The 17,350-nt window shown below is 38.5% G+C and carries 19 protein-coding genes, 1 pseudogene, 2 riboswitches and 2 other annotated features; of the genes and pseudogenes, 10 read left to right on the top strand and 10 right to left on the bottom strand.

Annotated features, from left to right (window positions below; all coding sequences use genetic code 11):
- Positions 1–453 precede the first annotated feature (453 nt).
- From H514_RS0111270 to H514_RS0111260, 3 genes are all read left to right on the top strand, one after another.
- Entirely contained in the window at positions 454–1,800 is a 1,347-nt protein-coding gene (locus tag H514_RS0111270) for a glucose-6-phosphate isomerase (RefSeq protein ID WP_027447071.1), read from the top strand.
- Positions 1,801–1,949: 149 nt separating this feature from the next.
- A complete protein-coding gene (locus H514_RS0111265; RefSeq protein WP_027447070.1) occupies positions 1,950–2,258 on the top strand; it encodes a hypothetical protein in 309 nt (102 codons plus the stop codon).
- Between the two features lie 85 nt (positions 2,259–2,343).
- The gene (locus H514_RS0111260; protein WP_027447069.1) at positions 2,344–2,748 is read left to right on the top strand and encodes a YugN-like family protein; all 405 of its coding nucleotides are present in this window, start codon (positions 2,344–2,346) and stop codon (positions 2,746–2,748) included.
- Here the strand turns inward: H514_RS0111260 and H514_RS0111255 are convergent.
- Positions 2,737–3,741 carry a potassium channel family protein gene (locus tag H514_RS0111255; RefSeq protein ID WP_027447068.1) on the bottom strand — a complete coding sequence of 335 codons (1,005 nt, stop codon included), beginning with the start codon at positions 3,739–3,741 and terminating at the stop codon, positions 2,737–2,739. The genes H514_RS0111260 and H514_RS0111255 overlap by 12 nt on opposite strands.
- 127 nt (positions 3,742–3,868) lie before the next feature.
- Complete coding sequence (locus H514_RS0111250) at positions 3,869–4,246, bottom strand: VOC family protein (protein WP_027447067.1); 378 nt, start codon at positions 4,244–4,246, stop codon at positions 3,869–3,871.
- 174 nt (positions 4,247–4,420) lie between these two features.
- Positions 4,421–4,522, top strand: a riboswitch (purine riboswitch).
- 175 nt (positions 4,523–4,697) lie between these two features.
- Between H514_RS0111250 and H514_RS0111245 the strand changes: the two genes are divergently transcribed.
- Both H514_RS0111245 and H514_RS0111240 read left to right on the top strand, forming a co-directional pair.
- Positions 4,698–5,285 (top strand): xanthine phosphoribosyltransferase, encoded by a 588-nt coding sequence (locus H514_RS0111245; RefSeq protein WP_027447066.1) that lies wholly within the window; start codon positions 4,698–4,700, stop codon positions 5,283–5,285.
- A complete protein-coding gene (locus H514_RS0111240; RefSeq protein WP_027447065.1) occupies positions 5,282–6,589 on the top strand; it encodes a nucleobase:cation symporter-2 family protein in 1,308 nt (435 codons plus the stop codon). Before H514_RS0111245 ends, H514_RS0111240 begins: the two co-directional genes overlap by 4 nt.
- A gap of 53 nt (positions 6,590–6,642) precedes the next feature.
- Here the strand turns inward: H514_RS0111240 and H514_RS0111235 are convergent, their stop codons facing one another.
- Positions 6,643–7,113 (bottom strand): ferritin-like domain-containing protein, encoded by a 471-nt coding sequence (locus H514_RS0111235; protein ID WP_027447064.1) that lies wholly within the window; start codon positions 7,111–7,113, stop codon positions 6,643–6,645.
- Between the two features lie 136 nt (positions 7,114–7,249).
- On the opposite strand from H514_RS0111235, the gene H514_RS0111230 reads away from it, so the two are divergent.
- Both H514_RS0111230 and H514_RS0111220 read left to right on the top strand, forming a co-directional pair.
- Positions 7,250–8,308 carry a M20/M25/M40 family metallo-hydrolase gene (locus H514_RS0111230; protein ID WP_027447063.1) on the top strand — a complete coding sequence of 353 codons (1,059 nt, stop codon included), beginning with the start codon at positions 7,250–7,252 and terminating at the stop codon, positions 8,306–8,308.
- 115 nt (positions 8,309–8,423) lie between these two features.
- Positions 8,424–8,591, top strand: a riboswitch (FMN riboswitch).
- A 156-nt stretch (positions 8,592–8,747) separates the two neighbouring features.
- Positions 8,748–9,329 carry an ECF transporter S component gene (locus tag H514_RS0111220; RefSeq protein ID WP_027447062.1) on the top strand — a complete coding sequence of 194 codons (582 nt, stop codon included), beginning with the start codon at positions 8,748–8,750 and terminating at the stop codon, positions 9,327–9,329.
- Between the two features lie 44 nt (positions 9,330–9,373).
- Here the strand turns inward: H514_RS0111220 and H514_RS0111215 are convergent, their stop codons facing one another.
- Genes H514_RS0111215 through H514_RS0111205 form a run of 3 tightly spaced genes read right to left on the bottom strand, consistent with a single transcriptional unit; the run spans position 9,374 to position 10,659 of the window.
- Positions 9,374–9,862 (bottom strand): TspO/MBR family protein, encoded by a 489-nt coding sequence (locus H514_RS0111215; protein ID WP_027447061.1) that lies wholly within the window; start codon positions 9,860–9,862, stop codon positions 9,374–9,376.
- 18 nt (positions 9,863–9,880) lie between these two features.
- The gene (locus H514_RS0111210) at positions 9,881–10,246 is read right to left on the bottom strand and encodes a TraR/DksA C4-type zinc finger protein (protein ID WP_027447060.1); all 366 of its coding nucleotides are present in this window, start codon (positions 10,244–10,246) and stop codon (positions 9,881–9,883) included.
- A gap of 29 nt (positions 10,247–10,275) precedes the next feature.
- Positions 10,276–10,659 (bottom strand): hotdog fold thioesterase, encoded by a 384-nt coding sequence (locus tag H514_RS0111205; protein ID WP_027447059.1) that lies wholly within the window; start codon positions 10,657–10,659, stop codon positions 10,276–10,278.
- Between the two features lie 183 nt (positions 10,660–10,842).
- Here H514_RS0111205 and H514_RS0111200 point away from each other — a divergent pair, with 183 nt between their 5' ends.
- The 3 genes and pseudogenes from H514_RS0111200 to thrS all read left to right on the top strand — a co-directional run bounded on the left by H514_RS0111200 (position 10,843) and on the right by thrS (position 14,753).
- The gene (locus tag H514_RS0111200) at positions 10,843–11,157 is read left to right on the top strand and encodes a hypothetical protein (protein ID WP_027447058.1); all 315 of its coding nucleotides are present in this window, start codon (positions 10,843–10,845) and stop codon (positions 11,155–11,157) included.
- Between the two features lie 114 nt (positions 11,158–11,271).
- Entirely contained in the window at positions 11,272–12,264 is a 993-nt protein-coding gene (locus H514_RS22920; RefSeq protein ID WP_036842414.1) for an NADPH:quinone oxidoreductase family protein, read from the top strand.
- A gap of 61 nt (positions 12,265–12,325) precedes the next feature.
- Positions 12,326–12,545 (top strand) — a binding site (T-box leader).
- A gap of 32 nt (positions 12,546–12,577) precedes the next feature.
- Positions 12,578–12,798 (top strand) — a binding site (T-box leader).
- Between the two features lie 48 nt (positions 12,799–12,846).
- Positions 12,847–14,753, top strand: a pseudogene (thrS, locus tag H514_RS22915) (threonine--tRNA ligase).
- 31 nt (positions 14,754–14,784) lie between these two features.
- Here thrS and H514_RS0111185 read toward each other — a convergent pair.
- From H514_RS0111185 to H514_RS0111170, 4 genes are read right to left on the bottom strand one after another with little or no spacing between them, the layout of a single operon-like run.
- Positions 14,785–15,561, bottom strand: a complete 777-nt coding sequence (locus H514_RS0111185; protein ID WP_027447057.1) for a TatD family hydrolase — start codon at positions 15,559–15,561, stop codon at positions 14,785–14,787.
- Positions 15,558–16,295, bottom strand: a complete 738-nt coding sequence (locus H514_RS0111180) for an ABC transporter ATP-binding protein (RefSeq protein WP_027447056.1) — start codon at positions 16,293–16,295, stop codon at positions 15,558–15,560. Before H514_RS0111180 ends, H514_RS0111185 begins: the two co-directional genes overlap by 4 nt.
- Positions 16,288–17,058, bottom strand: coding sequence for an ABC transporter permease (locus H514_RS0111175; protein ID WP_027447055.1), 771 nt, complete (start codon positions 17,056–17,058; stop codon positions 16,288–16,290). The genes H514_RS0111180 and H514_RS0111175 overlap by 8 nt, the downstream gene beginning before the upstream one ends.
- On the bottom strand, positions 17,055–17,348 hold the full coding sequence (locus H514_RS0111170) for a thiamine-binding protein (protein WP_027447054.1): 294 nt from the start codon (positions 17,346–17,348) through the stop codon (positions 17,055–17,057). The genes H514_RS0111175 and H514_RS0111170 overlap by 4 nt, the downstream gene beginning before the upstream one ends.
- Positions 17,349–17,350: the final 2 nt, after the last annotated feature.

The raw sequence follows: 17,350 nt of genomic DNA, 5'->3' as shown, positions 1-17,350 counted from the left end.
TGAGTCATATATGCACCAAAGTGATCTAAAGCCTTATATGTAGAGCTAAAATACAGTTTCCTTAAGCAAGAGATAAAATGATCTCAGCCATGGGTCCGTTAACTTTCATAACAGCAAAGGGGTGAGGGAAACGGCAAACTCCCGCGGTAGAAAGGGCGGACGAGATCCCGCAGAGAGCTTGCGAACGAGGAAGCTCGGCCGGTCTTCCGCAGGAGTATTGCCGTTTCACCGATCCCCTTACTCTCACAAAAGCAACGGACCTCCACCACAATATATCTCGAATTCAAGTCTTCAAGATAAGGGGCTTATCTTGAATAGGTCTTCTATCGGAAGAAATATTACAAAAATATAAAAATCCTTTCTGTATTCGTTTACATTTTGGCTTTGACTTGATTTGGGGTATCCGTTTCGATAAAGTGTTTACAGAAAGATAATCTTTGGAGGGATTTACATATGACCCATATTCGTTTTGATTATGATAAAGCATTATCCTTTTTCAGCGAACATGAGCTGAAAAATATTAAAGATACAGTAGCCCTTTCCCATGAAGCGCTTCACCAGAAAACTGGGGCTGGGAACGATTTCTTAGGTTGGCTTGACCTACCTGAGCAGTACGATAAAGAAGAATTTGAACGCATTCAAAAAGCTGCAGAAAAAATTAAAAGTGATTCCGATGTTTTACTCGTTGTCGGTATTGGTGGATCTTATCTCGGAGCTCGCGCAGCTCTAGAAATGTTAAACCATTCTTTCTACAATGAACTATCCCAAGACCAGCGAAAAACACCACAAGTATTTTTCGTAGGTAATAGTATTAGCGCTCCTTACATTAATGATCTTTTTGATGCACTAGAAGGTAAAGATGTATCTGTTAACGTTATTTCTAAAAGCGGAACTACAACAGAACCAGCAATCGCATTCCGTGTATTCCGTGAATTCTTAGAAAACAAATACGGAAAAGAAGAAGCTCGTCAGCGTATTTATGCGACTACAGATAAGCAAAAAGGTGCTCTTAAAACACTTGCAACAGAAGAAGGTTACGAAAGCTTTGTCATCCCGGATGATGTTGGTGGACGATTCTCTGTATTAACAGCAGTAGGTCTTTTACCAATCGCTGCAAGTGGTATTGATATTGAAGCGATGATGCAAGGTGCACAGGATGCACAACATGAACTAAGTGAATCAGACCTGGACAAGAACCCAGCGTATCAGTATGCTGCGGTTCGTAATATATTTTATAACAAAGGAAAAACTATTGAGATGTTAATCAATTATGAGCCAGCTCTTCAGTATTTCTCTGAATGGTGGAAGCAACTCTTTGGTGAAAGTGAAGGAAAAGACCAAAAAGGAATTTTCCCAGCATCTGCTAACTTCTCTACGGATCTTCACTCTCTTGGGCAATATGTTCAGGATGGACGTCGTGACCTATTCGAAACGGTCCTTCATGTTGAAGAGCCAAAGAGTGACGTGGAGATAAAAGAAGATGAGCAGAATCTTGATGGCTTAAATTACCTTGCTGGTAAGACAGTTGACTTTGTTAATGAAAAAGCTTATCAAGGTACAATGATCGCTCACACAGATGGACAAGTACCAAACCTTGTTTTACACGTTCCAAAGCTTGATGCTTATACATTTGGTTATATGGTGTACTTCTTTGAAAAAGCTTGTGCAATTAGTGGATACCTATTAGGTGTAAATCCGTTCGATCAGCCAGGGGTAGAAGCTTATAAGAAAAATATGTTCGCATTACTTGGTAAGCCAGGTTTTGAAGAGCAAAAAGAAGAACTAGAAAAGCGTTTATAATAAACAAAAGAGAGCTCACGGTGTCTTAATTTTAAGGTACCGTGAGCTTGTTTAATTTTTTTGTTAAAATGGATGAAAATAAGGAACCAATTTTGTCTTAAATCGTACATATACTAAGGAAAAAGTTAAATCAAAGGATGATGATATATATGAAATTATCTACTCTTATGAAGTGGGTATCAGGTGGAGCTGAAGCAGTTTTAGGGTTTCCGATTGTTGGGGCATCAATTATTGTGGGTTTTACTTATGTGCCTTTATTATTGATGTTAGGATTACACGTTTTTACTCTATTCATTGCTTCTAGAGAAGGAACGAAAAGAACAGGAAGTATTTTAGGAATCATTACATCCATTGTCGGTATTATTCCATTTGTTGGGATAACCTTACACATCATAACAGCATTTGTTCTATTACTAGATGCAGGAAAAAACAGTATGAAAAAATTGGAAGAATCATAAAAAGCTCTCGAATTCGAGAGCTTTTTTCATTAGTAAAAATCATTTTTCAGGACATGCTAAACCTAAAAGAATGAGGAGGGATAGCATGATTCCAATCCCGTCAAAAGTTGAATCGCAAATCTTTTCTTTATATGATTTGGAACAGAAGTTAAAGCCACTTGGATATGTGATTGGTGGCAATTGGGATTATGACCATGGATCTTTTGATTATGAAATTGCTGATGATGTAGGTTATCAATTTCTACGTGTTCCATTTAAAGCTGTAAATGGACAATTAGATGCTCCACAAGTAACAGTAGAAATGGGAGAACCATTTTTATTATCCCATAAATACCAACGTGGGCTTGATGACAATGTACGCGAGAGTAACTTTAGAGCTTCTTTTGACCAATTCTCAGAACCAGTTGATCCGGACGCAGAATTTCCAGAAGAGTATGTAGAGGTCGGTAAAGAACTTGTTCAAGAGTTGGAACGAACATTACTTTCGTAAAGTTGATAACATAATTAAATGCGCGTCCTCTTTAAGTATGGTTTGAGCCGGAGGGTTGATCTGTAACTCTCCGTCTTGTTCCATCCCCAATAGCAATTCCTCTTGTTTCATGAATTCAAATGAACAATTCTGAAATGTTTTTCCTACAAGTTTTTCTGGTACTGTAATTTGTTTGTATTGCTGATTGGATAACTGTTTTACTAGTGTATCGAATGGTTTAATATGAGCTTTTCGGTATAGCTCATGAAAAAACAAGGTACTCATGAAGTCGTTAGATCGTACTACAGTGTCTGCACCAGCACGTTTGGCATTAGGAATTTGTTCTTTTGTTAATATTTCACAAATGATGAACGTATTTGGGTTTAGTCCTTTCGCTGCAACAGTTGCTAATATACTTGTTTGGTCAGCCTGTCTCTCTTTTTTAGAGGGATCTGATGTAATGATGACACACCTTGCATCTTTTATGTGAGCTTTATTTAGTGTTTCATCTTCAGTAGCATCTCCTCTGACATAATGAAAGTCGTGATCTTTATATTCTATCTCTTTTAAAGAATTATCGATTAACACTACATGTTCGTTTTTAGCATAAGATTCAATCATCTGATTTAGCTGCTTTGTGCGTTCATTCCACCCAATAATGATAACATGGTCTTTACCTTTATATTCTAACTTCCCTCTTGAAAGGTCTTGTTCGTACTTCACAGTAGACGCTGAAACGGTTGCCATATAAAAGGTGACGACACCACCACCAGCAAGGATAAGAAAAATTCCAATAACTTTCCCCCAAAAGGTAAGTGGCACAAAGTCTCCATATCCAACTGTTGAGCCAGTTATAACTGCCCACCAGACACCATCAAATACGGTTGGAAAGACATCAGGTTCGATCCAATGCACAATGGAACCAAAAAAGATCATACAAAATGCTACGGTTGCAAGTAATCGTAAGACAATGGGAGTCCTGAAGTACCATTGTATTAATTGATTGAGACTCATGTTTTCTCCTCCGAATTTTTCTTATCAGTATGGACCAATTTTCCATCAAATATAATTCAATCAGGACAAAGATCATATAGAAAATCCTACCCTGATAAAGAGTAGGATTTTCTTATAATAAATGTTTTTATTTTTTATTGTCAGATCGCATTTCTGCTAATTCGTGGATGTTCCCAAAAGGGTCTTTAAATGCAATGCGTTCACCATCTGGGAACCACTGGGGCTCATCATTCATCATAATAACCCCACGTTCTTTCAAATCTTTCATTTTTTCGCGTAAATTCTTTTCTTCAAATGTAAGAATAGTAGCTGAATCTTTCCAAATATCAAGGTCGGTGTCTTTTTCGGCTTTATGCAGCACAAGGGGAGTATCACTCTCATGTTGTAAAAACACTGAGGTTGGGTAATTTCTTCTGCTTGCAACATTTAGACCTAATACCTCTTCGTACCATTCAATAGCAAAATCTAAATCGCTTACGTAAATGTTAATATTACATACTCTCATTGTTGAACTCCTCCTGTAATTTTTTACTGCTTTGTTTGAGTGTCTTGATTGCTATGTATGATATTTTTAGATTTCCCTAAATACCTCTATCAAAACATCAAAGAGCATGCTGAAATGATTTGATTAACAAGAAAGTCTTGAATTTTGAACATCACTTGCTATAATTGGATTACATTAAAATGATGCGGACGTACTCATATAATCGCGAGGATATGGCTCGCAAGTTTCTACCGGATTACCGTAAATGATCCGACTATGGGTATTGCAAGATTTCATGATGGTCTCAATCGTAATTGGGACACGTTTCTTAATTAATATTGTTTAAGATAACCTCCATGAATAGTGCGATACTCGTGCTATTTATGGAGGTTTTTTATTTACTTTTACTTGAAACTCTCCATCATACCCTTTTTCTGAGTCCGGCCGCGTTATTAAGAGGGGAAGGGTTATTATGAAAGCTTTACAAGAAAAAATTAGAACTGAAGGAAGAGCACTTAGTGAAGATGTTTTAAAAGTTGATTCCTTCTTAAACCATCAAATTGATCCTGTTTTTATGCAAGAAATAGGCCAAGAGTTTGCTCGTCGCTTTAAGGATGAGAATATAACAAAAATTATAACGCTTGAATCGTCAGGGATCACACCTGCTGTTATGACAGGGATTGAGCTAGGCGTACAAGTTGTTTTTGCACGTAAAAGTAAATCTCTTACATTACAAGATGGTTTGATTACATCATCTGTTTATTCTTTTACAAAAGAAGAAAGCAAAGAGATCAGTATTTCATCTGATTTTATCAATGAAAATGATCGAGTATTAGTGATCGATGACTTCTTAGCAAATGGTCAGGCAGCTCTAGGTTTAATGCAAATGGTAGCTAAAGCTAATGCTCAACTAGTAGGAATTGGTATTGTCATAGAAAAAGCTTTTCAAAATGGTGGTATGAAGCTTCGTGAAAATGATGTAAGAGTTGAATCGTTGGCACAGATTTCTTCAATGGCAAAAGGGAAAATCACGTTTGTTGAAGAGGAGGCCCTTGTATGAAAAACATGATGAAGATGGGATCGATTGGGTTTCAACATGTTTTGGCGATGTATGCAGGAGCCGTAGTGGTTCCGTTAATCGTAGGAGGACAACTGGGTTTAACTGAGCAGGAGCTAACGTATTTAGTCTCAATTGATTTATTGATGTGTGGAATCGCAACGATATTACAGGTTATGAGTAATCGTTTCTTTGGAATAGGTCTGCCTGTTGTATTAGGGTGTACATTCACAGCTGTAGCCCCGATGATTTCTATTGGAAGTGATTTTGGAATATCATCTATATATGGAGCGATCATTGCAGCAGGTTTATTTGTTTTAATAGGAGCTCCGATTTTTGGTAGGCTCGTCAGATTCTTTCCACCAGTTGTAACAGGATCTGTGGTTACGATTATTGGTATTACTCTGATACCAGTGGCAATGGATAATATGGCAGGTGGTGCGGGTAGTGAGAATTATGGAGCGGCTTCGAATCTATTATTAGCGTTTGGAGTGCTTATTCTAATCGTATTTTTACAAAGGGCATTTAAAGGATTTATTCGTGCTGTATCCATTTTAATTGGTCTTGTGGTAGGTACAGTTGTGGCTGCATTTATGGGAAAAGTAGATTTTTCTCCTTTAACGAGTTCTGATTGGTTTCATATGCCGCAACCATTCTATTTCGGGACACCGACCTTTGAAGTGGCCCCTGTTATTACCATGATCTTAGTAGCGATGGTGAGCATTGTAGAATCTACAGGTGTTTATTTTGCTTTAAGTGATATATGCGACCGAGACCTTAGTCAAAAAGAACTTACGAACGGATACAGAGCTGAAGGTCTAGCTATCTTCTTTGGTGGATTAATGAACGCCTTCCCTTACACGACCTATTCTCAAAATGTAGGGCTTGTTCAGTTATCTGGTGTCAAATCTCGTAACGTGATCTACCTAGCAGGTGCTATGTTAATTACAATTGGTTTAGTGCCGAAAATTGGTGCGATCACAACGCTGATTCCAGCTCCTGTTTTAGGTGGAGCTATGGTACCAATGTTCGGTATGGTGGTAGCATACGGGATTAAGATGCTAGGGAATGTTGACTTAAAAGAACAAGAGAATCTATTAATTATTGCTTGCTCCGTTGGAATGGGATTAGGTGTTACAGTAGCACCTGACTTATTTGCACAGCTACCAAAGCAGGTGCAAATCTTAACGGATAATGGAATTGTAGCAGGGAGTATTACAGCGATCTTACTCAATCTATTTATGAATATTTTGCCGCAAAAGTTTCGAAAACAAGAGACAAGTTCTTCTCAATCAATCGCATCTTAAGAAAAAAAGCAGCTTCTCCGACTAAAAGGTGAAGCTGCTTTTTACGTTCATTATCAATAATAATACGAAGATTTAGGCATCGTATTTTGATTTATTCCGAGCACAGTCTCTAAATCATTTGCGTGCTCTTGCTCATCAACAACGATATTACGAATTCTTTCTGATGAGTCATAGAGTCCCATCGACTCTAATTGCTGGATGCGTTGTAGATAGCGATTGATCGCATCATACTCCCCTTGTAAATCTTGCATTAACATTTCTCTATTGTTCATTGAAGTCATAACAGGAGCGGCTTCAACGGTTGGAACGCCACCTAGGTATTGAATTAGGTCATTTAATATTTCTGCATGTGAAAATTCGTCATGTGCATGTTCTTTTAGTTCATCAATCATGACATAATACTCGGATCCACTTAGCATGGCAGCGTGTTGTAAATATTGAGTAGCTGCTGTATATTCCCATGCTAAATCTTCATTTAAGCCTTTTAAGATGTCATTTAATTCTTGTTGTTGGGGTCGGAACATTATTTCACCTCTTAAAATTTGTTTCCCGTTATCGTATTCATCCCGTGACAAACGTGTATGATTCATACGCCCAAAATTGGTCTAGTCTTCTTAGAATTGATAAGATAAAAGAAATAGAAAGAGTGGAGGTTACATAATGGAACAAAAACAACAAGATTTTTTGGTTGAATTACTCGAAACACCATCTCCTTCAAGTATGGAAATGGAGATTCAAAAGAAATGGATACAGTATGTTAAACCCTATGCAGATGAAATACGTACGGATAATGCAGGAAATGCGATTGGTGTCTTAAATCCTGATGCAGATTTTAAAATATTGCTAGCTGGTCATTGTGATGAAATTGCGCTAGTTGTTACACGCATAGATGACCATGGCTTTGTTTATGTGGACAAAATGGGAGGCGTAAATCCTAAAGCGGCAGTAGGAATGAAGGTTATGATCTTAGGTCAAGGTGGCACGCTGACAGGTGTGATTGGTGTGAACGCACAACATCATGGAGGGTTGAAAGGCGACTTTGGCTTAGATGACTTGTTTATTGATTGTGGTGCACAGTCTCGTGATGAAGTCGAAAAGTTTGTACAAGTAGGGGATTTGGCTGTGTACAAGCTTGAGCCAGAGTTTTTAATGGATCGTTATATATCTGGCCGAGGTCTTGATAATCGTACAGGAGCCTTTATCGTAGCTGAAGTACTACGTAAACTGTCTGAAAAAGATCTTAATGTTGGCGTTTATGCAGCAAGTACTGTAAATGAGGAAACCAACATGGGTGGAGCATATTTTGCAGCAGCTGGTCTGGAACCAACAATGGCTATTGCATGTGATGTTACATTCTCAACGGATTATCCACATGTGAATAAACAGAAACACGGCGATGTCAGACTGGAAAAAGGGCCTGTACTAGCAAAAGGTGCTCCGATTAACATTAAAATTAATCGAATGCTTGAAAAAACTGCACAATCTCTGGACATGGACGTACAATATGAATTGACGCCGCGGATGACAGGGACAGACGCAGACAAAATGCGCTTAACTGGACGCGGCGTTCCTGTTGGGTTAGTTTCTTTACCATTAAGGTATATGCACTCTCCAGTTGAGACCGTGAGCATTCAAGATATTGATGAAGAGATTGAACTGTTAGTAGAGATGATTGCTGGAATGACAGGTAATGAAAGTTTAAATCCACTAGAAGATTAAATGGTATATGAAAATCATGCGAAGCTCATACGATTCCTATATAGTATGAATTAAGCTGATTTAGTTGCTGGATTATTCAGGATCCTATAAACTAAAAAGTGTAAATTCAATACGATTCCATCTTCGGGGCAGGGTGAAATTCCCGACCGACGGTGATGAACCCACTTGGTGTTCTTAGTCCGTGACCCAGGAGGCGCTACGAGAGTGTTTAACTCCATGCCGATCGGTGGACCTGGTGAAACTCCGGGACCGACAGTTACAGTCTGGATGGGAGAAGATGTAGAGCGATTTAAAAGGTGTATATATCACCTTTAGTTCTCTATGGTCTTTTTTACCCTGAAGTGATAATTACTTCGGGGTTTTTTGATGGGATCAACTAGAGAGAATCGCTCACCTTCATCGAGATGTGAATCGGAAAAGAAGATGAAGGAGGAGATCGATGATGAAACCAAGAACAGGTCCGTCATCACAGCTTTTAAAGCTGATTGTAATTGCGTTATTTGGGAGTATTTCAACGGTTCTTATGTTACTAAACTTTCCGTTGCCAATGCTACCAGGATTTTTGAAGGTTGATTTTAGTGAGATTCCAGCATTACTGGCAGCTTTGTTGTTTTCACCCTTAGCAGGTGTTGCGGTGGAACTATTGAAGAATGCCCTACACTTGGTCTTAGCAGGTGGTGAGCCAGTGGGAGCTGCAGCGAATTTTGTGGCAGGTGTAATATTTATTCTTCCTGTATCCCTGTTGTATCATAAGTTTAAATCCGTTAAAAGCATTGTATCTGGATTAGCAACAGGAACTATTATTATGGCTATTGCATTAAGTGTATTAAACTACTTTGTGTTTCTACCACTCTATTCTATGTTTATGGGAATAGATTTTGGCTCAGAAACGCTAATGTTAGTCGTAGCGGGTATATTGCCATTTAATGTAATTAAAGGAATCTTTATTAGCGTATTATTTGTGCCAGTATTCCTGAAGTTAAAACCGTGGTTTGACCACAAACGATTATCTACAACGTAAGATCATATAAAGAAACCTCCAGCATAATAACGCTGGAGGTTTTGTTATTTCAACAGTGTCTCACTTGAGTTCAACTGATAGATGGTAAAAGCTAAATATGTGGCAAACAAGGCCCATAGAAAGTATGGGATCATCATTAAACTGCTAACTCGACTATATTTCCGATATATCAACACCAAAGCTCCTGCAGTTATAGCTACAATCGCTGTATCAATTGTGGCGAGAAGCAAATCCTTTAGCGTGAATTGAAAAAAGCTGAATAATTGATTGGTAACATAATTAATGGCAAACACAATATAAAAAGCTTGAGACATCCCTTCAAATCCGTGCTTGTACCAGGAAAGAGTAAAAGCACCAGCAATAAAAGCATAAAGGATTCCCCATATAATCCCGATTACAGCTCCTGTAGGTGTCCAAGAAGGTTTTTGTAATGCGTTATACCAACTTGGATCGATCTGAAATAACAATCCAGATAAACTAAATAATCCATAGATTACTACAAAGAGAATGATCCCTTTTAACCATCTACTCATATATCGACTCCTCTGAGCCTATTCTTCTTCTTCCTCCACTAAATAACGTGCGGTAGGCATAGCTTTTAAACGTTCATAAGGAATAGGCTTACCTGATTTTTCAGAATACCCATACGTTCCTTTTTCTATACGTCCTAATGCAGCTTCGATTTCTTGAATTTGCTCTTTGGCATGCTCGTTTAATGTGTAATCTTTTTCACGTTCAAATTTCTCTGTTCCAAGGTCTCCTGGGTGATTATCAACACTTGAAAGCTCTCCGACAGAATTGTTCGGATCCCCTTCCGTATTGCGATAACCATCATGGTTGTTTAGTTCTTTATAAGCTTCGTCCTTCATCTCTTCTAATTGATTCTTAAGTTCATTGATTTGGGCATCTGTTAACATATATATACTCCTTTCGTTGGTGGAGTATTCTATCCTTTAGGGACCACGCCTACTGTACATCGGGATAGGCAGATGAGTTCTTTTTCTTCATCCTCAATGCGAATTTCCCACACCATTGTACTTTTGCCAATATGGACAGGTGTTGCAATTCCATAAACGGTTCCACTTCGCTTGCTTTTAAGGTGATTTGCATTAATTTCAAGTCCAAATACCTTATATTGCTCCATATCTACGTTTAAAATAGAGCCAATACTAGCAGTAGTCTCAGCTAAAGCAACACTAGCTCCCCCATGTAAGTAACCTAATGGTTGATGAGTTCTCTCATCAACTGGCATTGATAGTACAACGCGATCCTTTTCTAAGGATACTTCCTCCATACCAAGTGCTTGTAGCATTGTATTGTCATAATTCATATTCATATTTCAACTTCCTCTCTTTAGTATTTCCTCTATATCAATTTCATGAAACATCTCTTGTTCCTTTACATTCTATTATGTTGGTGAAATTCCTTCTTAAAAGGTTTTCATGTTGATTTTAATCTGTCATTACAATAGACTAAAACTTGAATTACTATCAACAACACGGAGGAATGTATCGTGAAAAAAGCTTTATGGACGATCTTATCCATTGTCATTATTGTTGTGGTGAGCTTTTACCTTCAAACGAAAATTGCCCACCATGAAAAAATTAAAGATGGAGAGGTAACAGAAAAATATAAAAAAGAGGTTAATCATAAAACGAATTATTACATTTTTGCTGACGGAAGAGCGTTGAAAATTAAGGATCATAATACATGGAACCTTATTCATGAGGGAGAACATTACGATATTGAGTATGAATATTCTGATGCACACCCACCTGTAGTTAAATTTATTGGTAGTTTTGATGAAAAAGGTGGGTCTGGGCATTAATTCATATCTCCTTACATAATTGATCTTCGAGCTTGTATAAACAAATATATTGCAAATGAAAATATGTATCTTATACATTTAACGTGAATGGAATGATTCACGAAGGGAGAATGCATTTTGACATTTCGTGCATTACAAGCAATAAAAGAAGAAGATCAAGTGAAAACAAAGGTGATCAAACGTAATTTTGAGGATCTACCTCAAGGAGATGTGACAATAAAAGTAGCTTATTCCAGTGTGAATTATAAAGATGGATTAGCTACTATACCAAAATCAAAAGTTGTAAAAGACTATCCAATTGTTCCGGGGATTGATTTATCTGGGACAGTGGTTGAATCCAAAGATGATCGTTTTCAGGAAGGCGACGAAGTGATCGTAACAAGCTATGAACTTGGTGTAGCACATGACGGAGGCTTTAGTGAATATGCTCGAGTGAAAGGGGATTGGATTGTTCCTCTTCCAAAGGGGCTAACACTTAAAGAGGCTATGGTTTTTGGAACAGCTGGATTTACCGCAGCTTTATCTGTTCATCGTCTGGAGCAAAATGGTTTAACTCCTGAAGATGGTCCTGTGCTTGTTCAAGGGGCAACAGGTGGTGTAGGTAGTATGGCTGTTGCTATGCTTGCAAAACGCGGATATCAGGTTGTTGCAGCTACAGGAAAAGAATCTGAAAGTGACTATTTACAATCGATTGGAGCACATGAAGTTCTTAGTCGTGAGGATGTAACGCCAGAAAAAATGAAACCTCTTCAATCTCAAAAATGGGCTGCAGCTGTAGATCCTGTAGGTGGAAAGCCACTAGCTTCTGTCTTAGGCTCAGTGCAGTATGGTGGATCTGTTGCTGTTAGTGGCTTAACAGCTGGTGTTGAAATCCCAACTACTGTGATGCCTTTTATTTTACGTGGAGTAGATTTATTAGGCATTGACTCCGTCTATTGTCCAATGAATATTCGTCGTGAAGTGTGGGATCGTATAGCTAATGATTTAAAACCCGAAGCTCTAAATTCTATTGAACAAGAAATTTCGTTAGAAGAACTTCCCCAAACCTTGCGGGATATTTTACAAAGTAAGGTTCGTGGCCGCACGATTGTGGATCTTTCAAAATAATTCATGAACGCTTATTGACTTCCAGAATATTCTGGTATATGATATTTCATAATATTTGAAGATGAAAGCAATGAAGAGGACATGAATGACTCTATTCGGTTTCCAGAGAAGGAAGAACTGCTGAGAACTTCCTAACGCAGGAGAGTCATTTACCACCTTTGAGCTATACTGGGGAATTCAAAAACCAGTATCGTATAGCTACGTTACAGCTTCAATGAGTCATCCAAGTACGGATGAAAAATTGGGTGGAACCACGAGTATAACACGCACTCGTCCCTTTCTTAGGGATGAGTGCGTGTTTTTTAATGGATATATGTAAGCTTTGATAAGGACAACAGTTTCTTTTTACGGTTTCCAGAGAGGGAAGGATGCTGAGAACTTCCCAACGCAGGAAAAGAAACTTACCACCTTTGAGCTGTACAGGGGAAAACCAGTATCTTGTACCGGGTTAAGCCACGTTAAAGGCTACATGAGTCATCATATATTGATGGGAATTTGGGTGGAACCACGGGTTAGCACGTACTCGTCCCTTTCTTAGGGATGAATACGTGCTTTTTTATTATCAAAATAGGAGTGGTGAACATGAACGACATTCAAATCAAGTTTCCAGATGGAAATCAGAAAGCGTATCAAAAAGGGATTACTCTAGAGGAAATAGCGCAATCAATCAGTCCAAGTTTAAGAAAAAAATCGGTTGCTGGAAAAGTCAATGGAGAACTATATGATTTTCGCAGGCCAATGGAAGAAGATGCAGAAGTGGAACTATTACAAGCTGATTCCGATGAGGGTATAGAACTTCTCCGTCATACATCAGCACATGTCATGGCACAAGCAGTTAAACGATTGTATGGGAATGTGCAGCTTGGTATAGGGCCTGTTATAGAGAACGGTTTTTACTACGATATAGATTTGCCAGAAAGTATCTCAGAGGAAGATCTCCCAAAGATTGAAAAAGAAATGAACAAGATTGTTCAAGAAAATTTGTTGGTGGAACGTAAAGAAGTTACTCGTGAGGAAGCGCGATCACTATTAGAAGGGGATGCACTAAAGCTAGAGATTTTAGAAGAACTGCCTGAGGGTGCACCTATAACAGTTTATCAACAAGGAGAATTTCTTGACCTATGTCGAGGACCGCATCTTCCGTCTACTGGCTATATTAAATCTTTTAAATTAATGAGTGTAGCGGGTGCCTATTGGAAGGGTGATAGTGATAATCAGATGCTCCAGCGTATTTACGGGGTAGCATTTTCATCACAAACAGAGCTTAATGATTATCTGAAGTTTCTAGATGAAGCGGCTAAAAGAAACCATCGAAAACTAGGTAAGGAATTAGAGCTATTTATGTTTTCGGAGGAAGCACCAGGGATGCCCTTTTATAAACCCAATGGTCAGGTGTTACGAAATGAACTTGAGTTCTTTATTCGCGATCTTCATAAACATTATGATTATCAGGAGGTTCGTACTCCTCAACTTATGAATCAGCGTCTTTGGGAACAATCTGGACACTGGGATCACTATAAAGAAAACATGTATTTTTCAAATGTCGATCATGCAAGTTTTGCTTTAAAGCCGATGAATTGCCCAGGGCACATGCTTATGTACAACGATCAGCTTCATTCATACCGAGATCTTCCTCTTCGCATGGCTGAATTCGGACAGGTGCATCGACACGAATATAGTGGTGCTTTAAATGGTTTGCTTCGCGTACGTTCGTTTTGCCAGGATGATGCTCATATCTTTGCTACACCTCAGCAAATTGAAGGGGAAATCAAGACAGCTGTTGAGTTGATTGACCACGTTTATAAGGTGATGGGGTTTGAATATGAACTTGAGTTATCTACTCGTCCAGAAAAGGCAATGGGGAGCGACGAATTATGGGATCAAGCAGAAGGAGCTTTAAAAAATGTACTGGATGCTTTAGAGTTTGATTACCGTATCAATGAAGGAGATGGAGCGTTTTATGGGCCGAAGATTGATTTTCATATTGAAGATGCATTAAATCGCAGCCATCAATGTGGAACAATTCAGTTAGACTTCCAAATGCCAGAGAAATTTGATCTCAACTACATTGATGAAAATAATGAAAAAGTTCGTCCAGTTGTCATTCACAGAGCTGTATTTGGTTCCATTGATCGTTTCTTAGGAATCCTGATTGAACACTTCGGCGGTGCATTTCCAACATGGTTAGCTCCTGTGCAAGCTAAAATTATTCCAGTATCCAATCAGGTTCATGCTTCGTATGCTCTTGATATTTTGGATAAATTGAAGAAAGCTGATGTACGAGTGGATGTGGATTTACGTGAAGAAAAAATGGGTTACAAAATTAGAGAGGCACAAATGAAAAAGATACCTTATATCTTGGTTGTCGGTGATCAAAAATGGAGCAGGGGGCTGTAAATGTTAGAGAGTATGGAAAAGAAAGCTCTCTGCAAATAGGGATGGAGAAATTTGTGCATAGTGTTTGTGAAGAAATTGAGTTAAAAAAATAAGAACTCGCCCCGGCGAGTTCTTTCTAATTACCTAAATCTCATAAAACCTCTTTGTATTTTCCAACAAGATTCCATAAACATCATCCACATTCATTTGCTTCAATTCAGCAATTGTCTTAACAGACTCGTGAATCATCCATGGATGTGTAATGGATCCTTTGAACTTGTCTTCAAATGGCCAAGGTCCATCTGTTTCAACCATTAATTGTTTTAAAGGGTACTGTTCAATCAATCGATGAATCTCTTCTTCATACAAACAATCAGGTGTAACTGAAATCAAATAACCATTTCTCATCATTCGATCCAGAGTATGTTTAGACCCTTTAAACCAGTGAAAGTGAGCCTTCTTCACGTCATGCTTCTCAAGCAAATCACACACATAATCTGCATCCTCATAAATCGCATGCAATACAACCGGTTTGTCTAGAATGGCGGCTTTTTTCACAAATGTTTCTAACAGCTCTAAGTAAGGTTGCATCTCTATCCAGCCATACTCTTTCCTCATATAATAAGGCAATCCTACTTCGCCAACTGCAACAATTTGACCTTTATGCTCCTCTAACATCTTCAACAATTCTTCTACCTCATCCTCTGATGGGAGTAATTGTTCAGGATGCCAGCCGATTGCTGGTTTCACACGCTCATCAAGACGAGCAAGTTCCAAGTTTCTTTTAGCAGACTCAATTTGATTCGAAACAGCGATAAGCGCTTCAACGTTTTCATGATTTAAATCTTGTAGGATCTTTTCTTGATCTTCTACTTCATACATATCTAAATGAATATGAGCATCTATAATTCGGTGTTTCATGTTATCATCCTTAATTCATTGTAGATCGCTTTTTTCCATTCTAAAAACTCTTCCGTTAAAAGTAACGATTCATCTCTTGGTCTCTCAAAAGGTATTTTGAACTCTTTCTTTACCCTTGCTGGTCGATCCGATAAAACCATTACACGGTCTGATAAAAACAGTGCCTCTTCAATATTATGCGTCACAAATAAAACTGACCGTTTGTATTCACTCCACAAAGACAGGAGCCACTTCTGCATTTCGAGTCTTGTGAATTCGTCTAGGGCAGAGAAGGGTTCGTCTAGACAGATTAAAGGTTGTGGGCTTAACAAGCTTCTAATAAAAGCAGCACGTTGCTTCATGCCACCAGATAATTGATGGGGATAAGCGTTCTCATATCCTCCAAGGCCTGCCTTTTCAATCATTTGAAGAGATGCTTCACGGTCCTGCTGCCCCACTATCTCACTTCCTAGCATGACGTTATCAAGCAATGTACGCCAAGGAAAAAGGGAAGGGCTTTGAGGCATATAGCTAATGGATCCTCTTTTACCAGCTATAGATTCCCCATCTAGCTTAATATCCCCTTCATCAGGTTGGTAGAGTCCGCCAATCAAATTAAAAATTGTACTTTTACCACTACCTGAAGGACCTAAAATAGAAACAAATTCAGCATCATGGACATCAAAAGAAATGCCTTCAAGCACACGTGTATCTTCAAATGATTTAGCGATTCCTGTTAAGGATAACTCAGCCACTATTCTCAACCCCTTTCGATTTCCAACGAATAAACCACTTCTCTAATGCAGTGATCAAAAGGAAAAACGTTAAGCTTAATGCCATAATGACAAAAATCGAAACGAATACACGATCCGTTCGGAATGAAGAGGAGGCTAGTGTCATATAAACCCCAATGCCTTCTTTTGCACCCAACCACTCAGAAATGACAGCACCCATAACACTGTATGTAGCTGAAATTTTCAGACCGGAAAATAATGAAGGAAGTGCATGCGGCCATTCTAACTTCCAAAAGATTTGTCCATTTGATGCCCCGGCCATCTTCATATAATGCATAAGTTCCGTGCTCGTCTGTCTTAACCCATCTAGGGTTGAAACAGCTATAGGGAAGAAACAGACCAATGTAATGACAATTAACTTTGGAAGCATCCCAAAACCAAACCAAATAACAAGTAGAGGAGCTAATACAATGATCGGGATATTTTGAGAAAAAATAATGAGTGGGTAAAACATATTTCGAACCGTTGGAATCAAATGCAAGCATATAGCCACTAAAATTCCAAAGCTTGTTCCAATTATAAATCCTATTAAAGTTAATAGAATTGTAGAGTATAAGTGATGTTCATATACAGACCAACCTGATATTCCTTCATCTACTACTTGAGATGGAGAAGGGATTAGCCAGGCTGGAATTTCAAACACACGGGTTGCTACCTCCCAAATGACAAAGAGAAGGATGATGACCAGAAGCGGTCGCCATCCTTTTTGTACAATGTTTCTCATCCTCGGTACTTCTCCGTTAACTGATCCATTGAAGCTCCACTTGGTTTATAAAGAACTTTTACTTGGGAGATCACATTACTGCAGCCCATTTGAACCATTTTTTCATTCATCTTCTCAATGACAGAGAAAAGCTCAGGAAGTTCTCCTTCCATTGTGGTTTCAAGTGGGTGGACTTCATACTTTATCCCAGCTTCCTCAATAACAGAAATGGCCTCATCTACATAAGGGATCACATTGTCTCCATTAGGTGTCTTGGGAAGGATTTGGATACTTACTAGAGCGTTCGCCATAA

Source organism: Pontibacillus marinus BH030004 = DSM 16465 (genome assembly GCF_000425225.1).
GTDB classification, from domain to species: domain Bacteria; phylum Bacillota; class Bacilli; order Bacillales; family BH030062; genus Pontibacillus; species Pontibacillus marinus.
The sequence above is the reverse complement of the archived record's forward strand: the minus strand, read 5'-3'. Positions and strand labels throughout refer to the sequence as shown.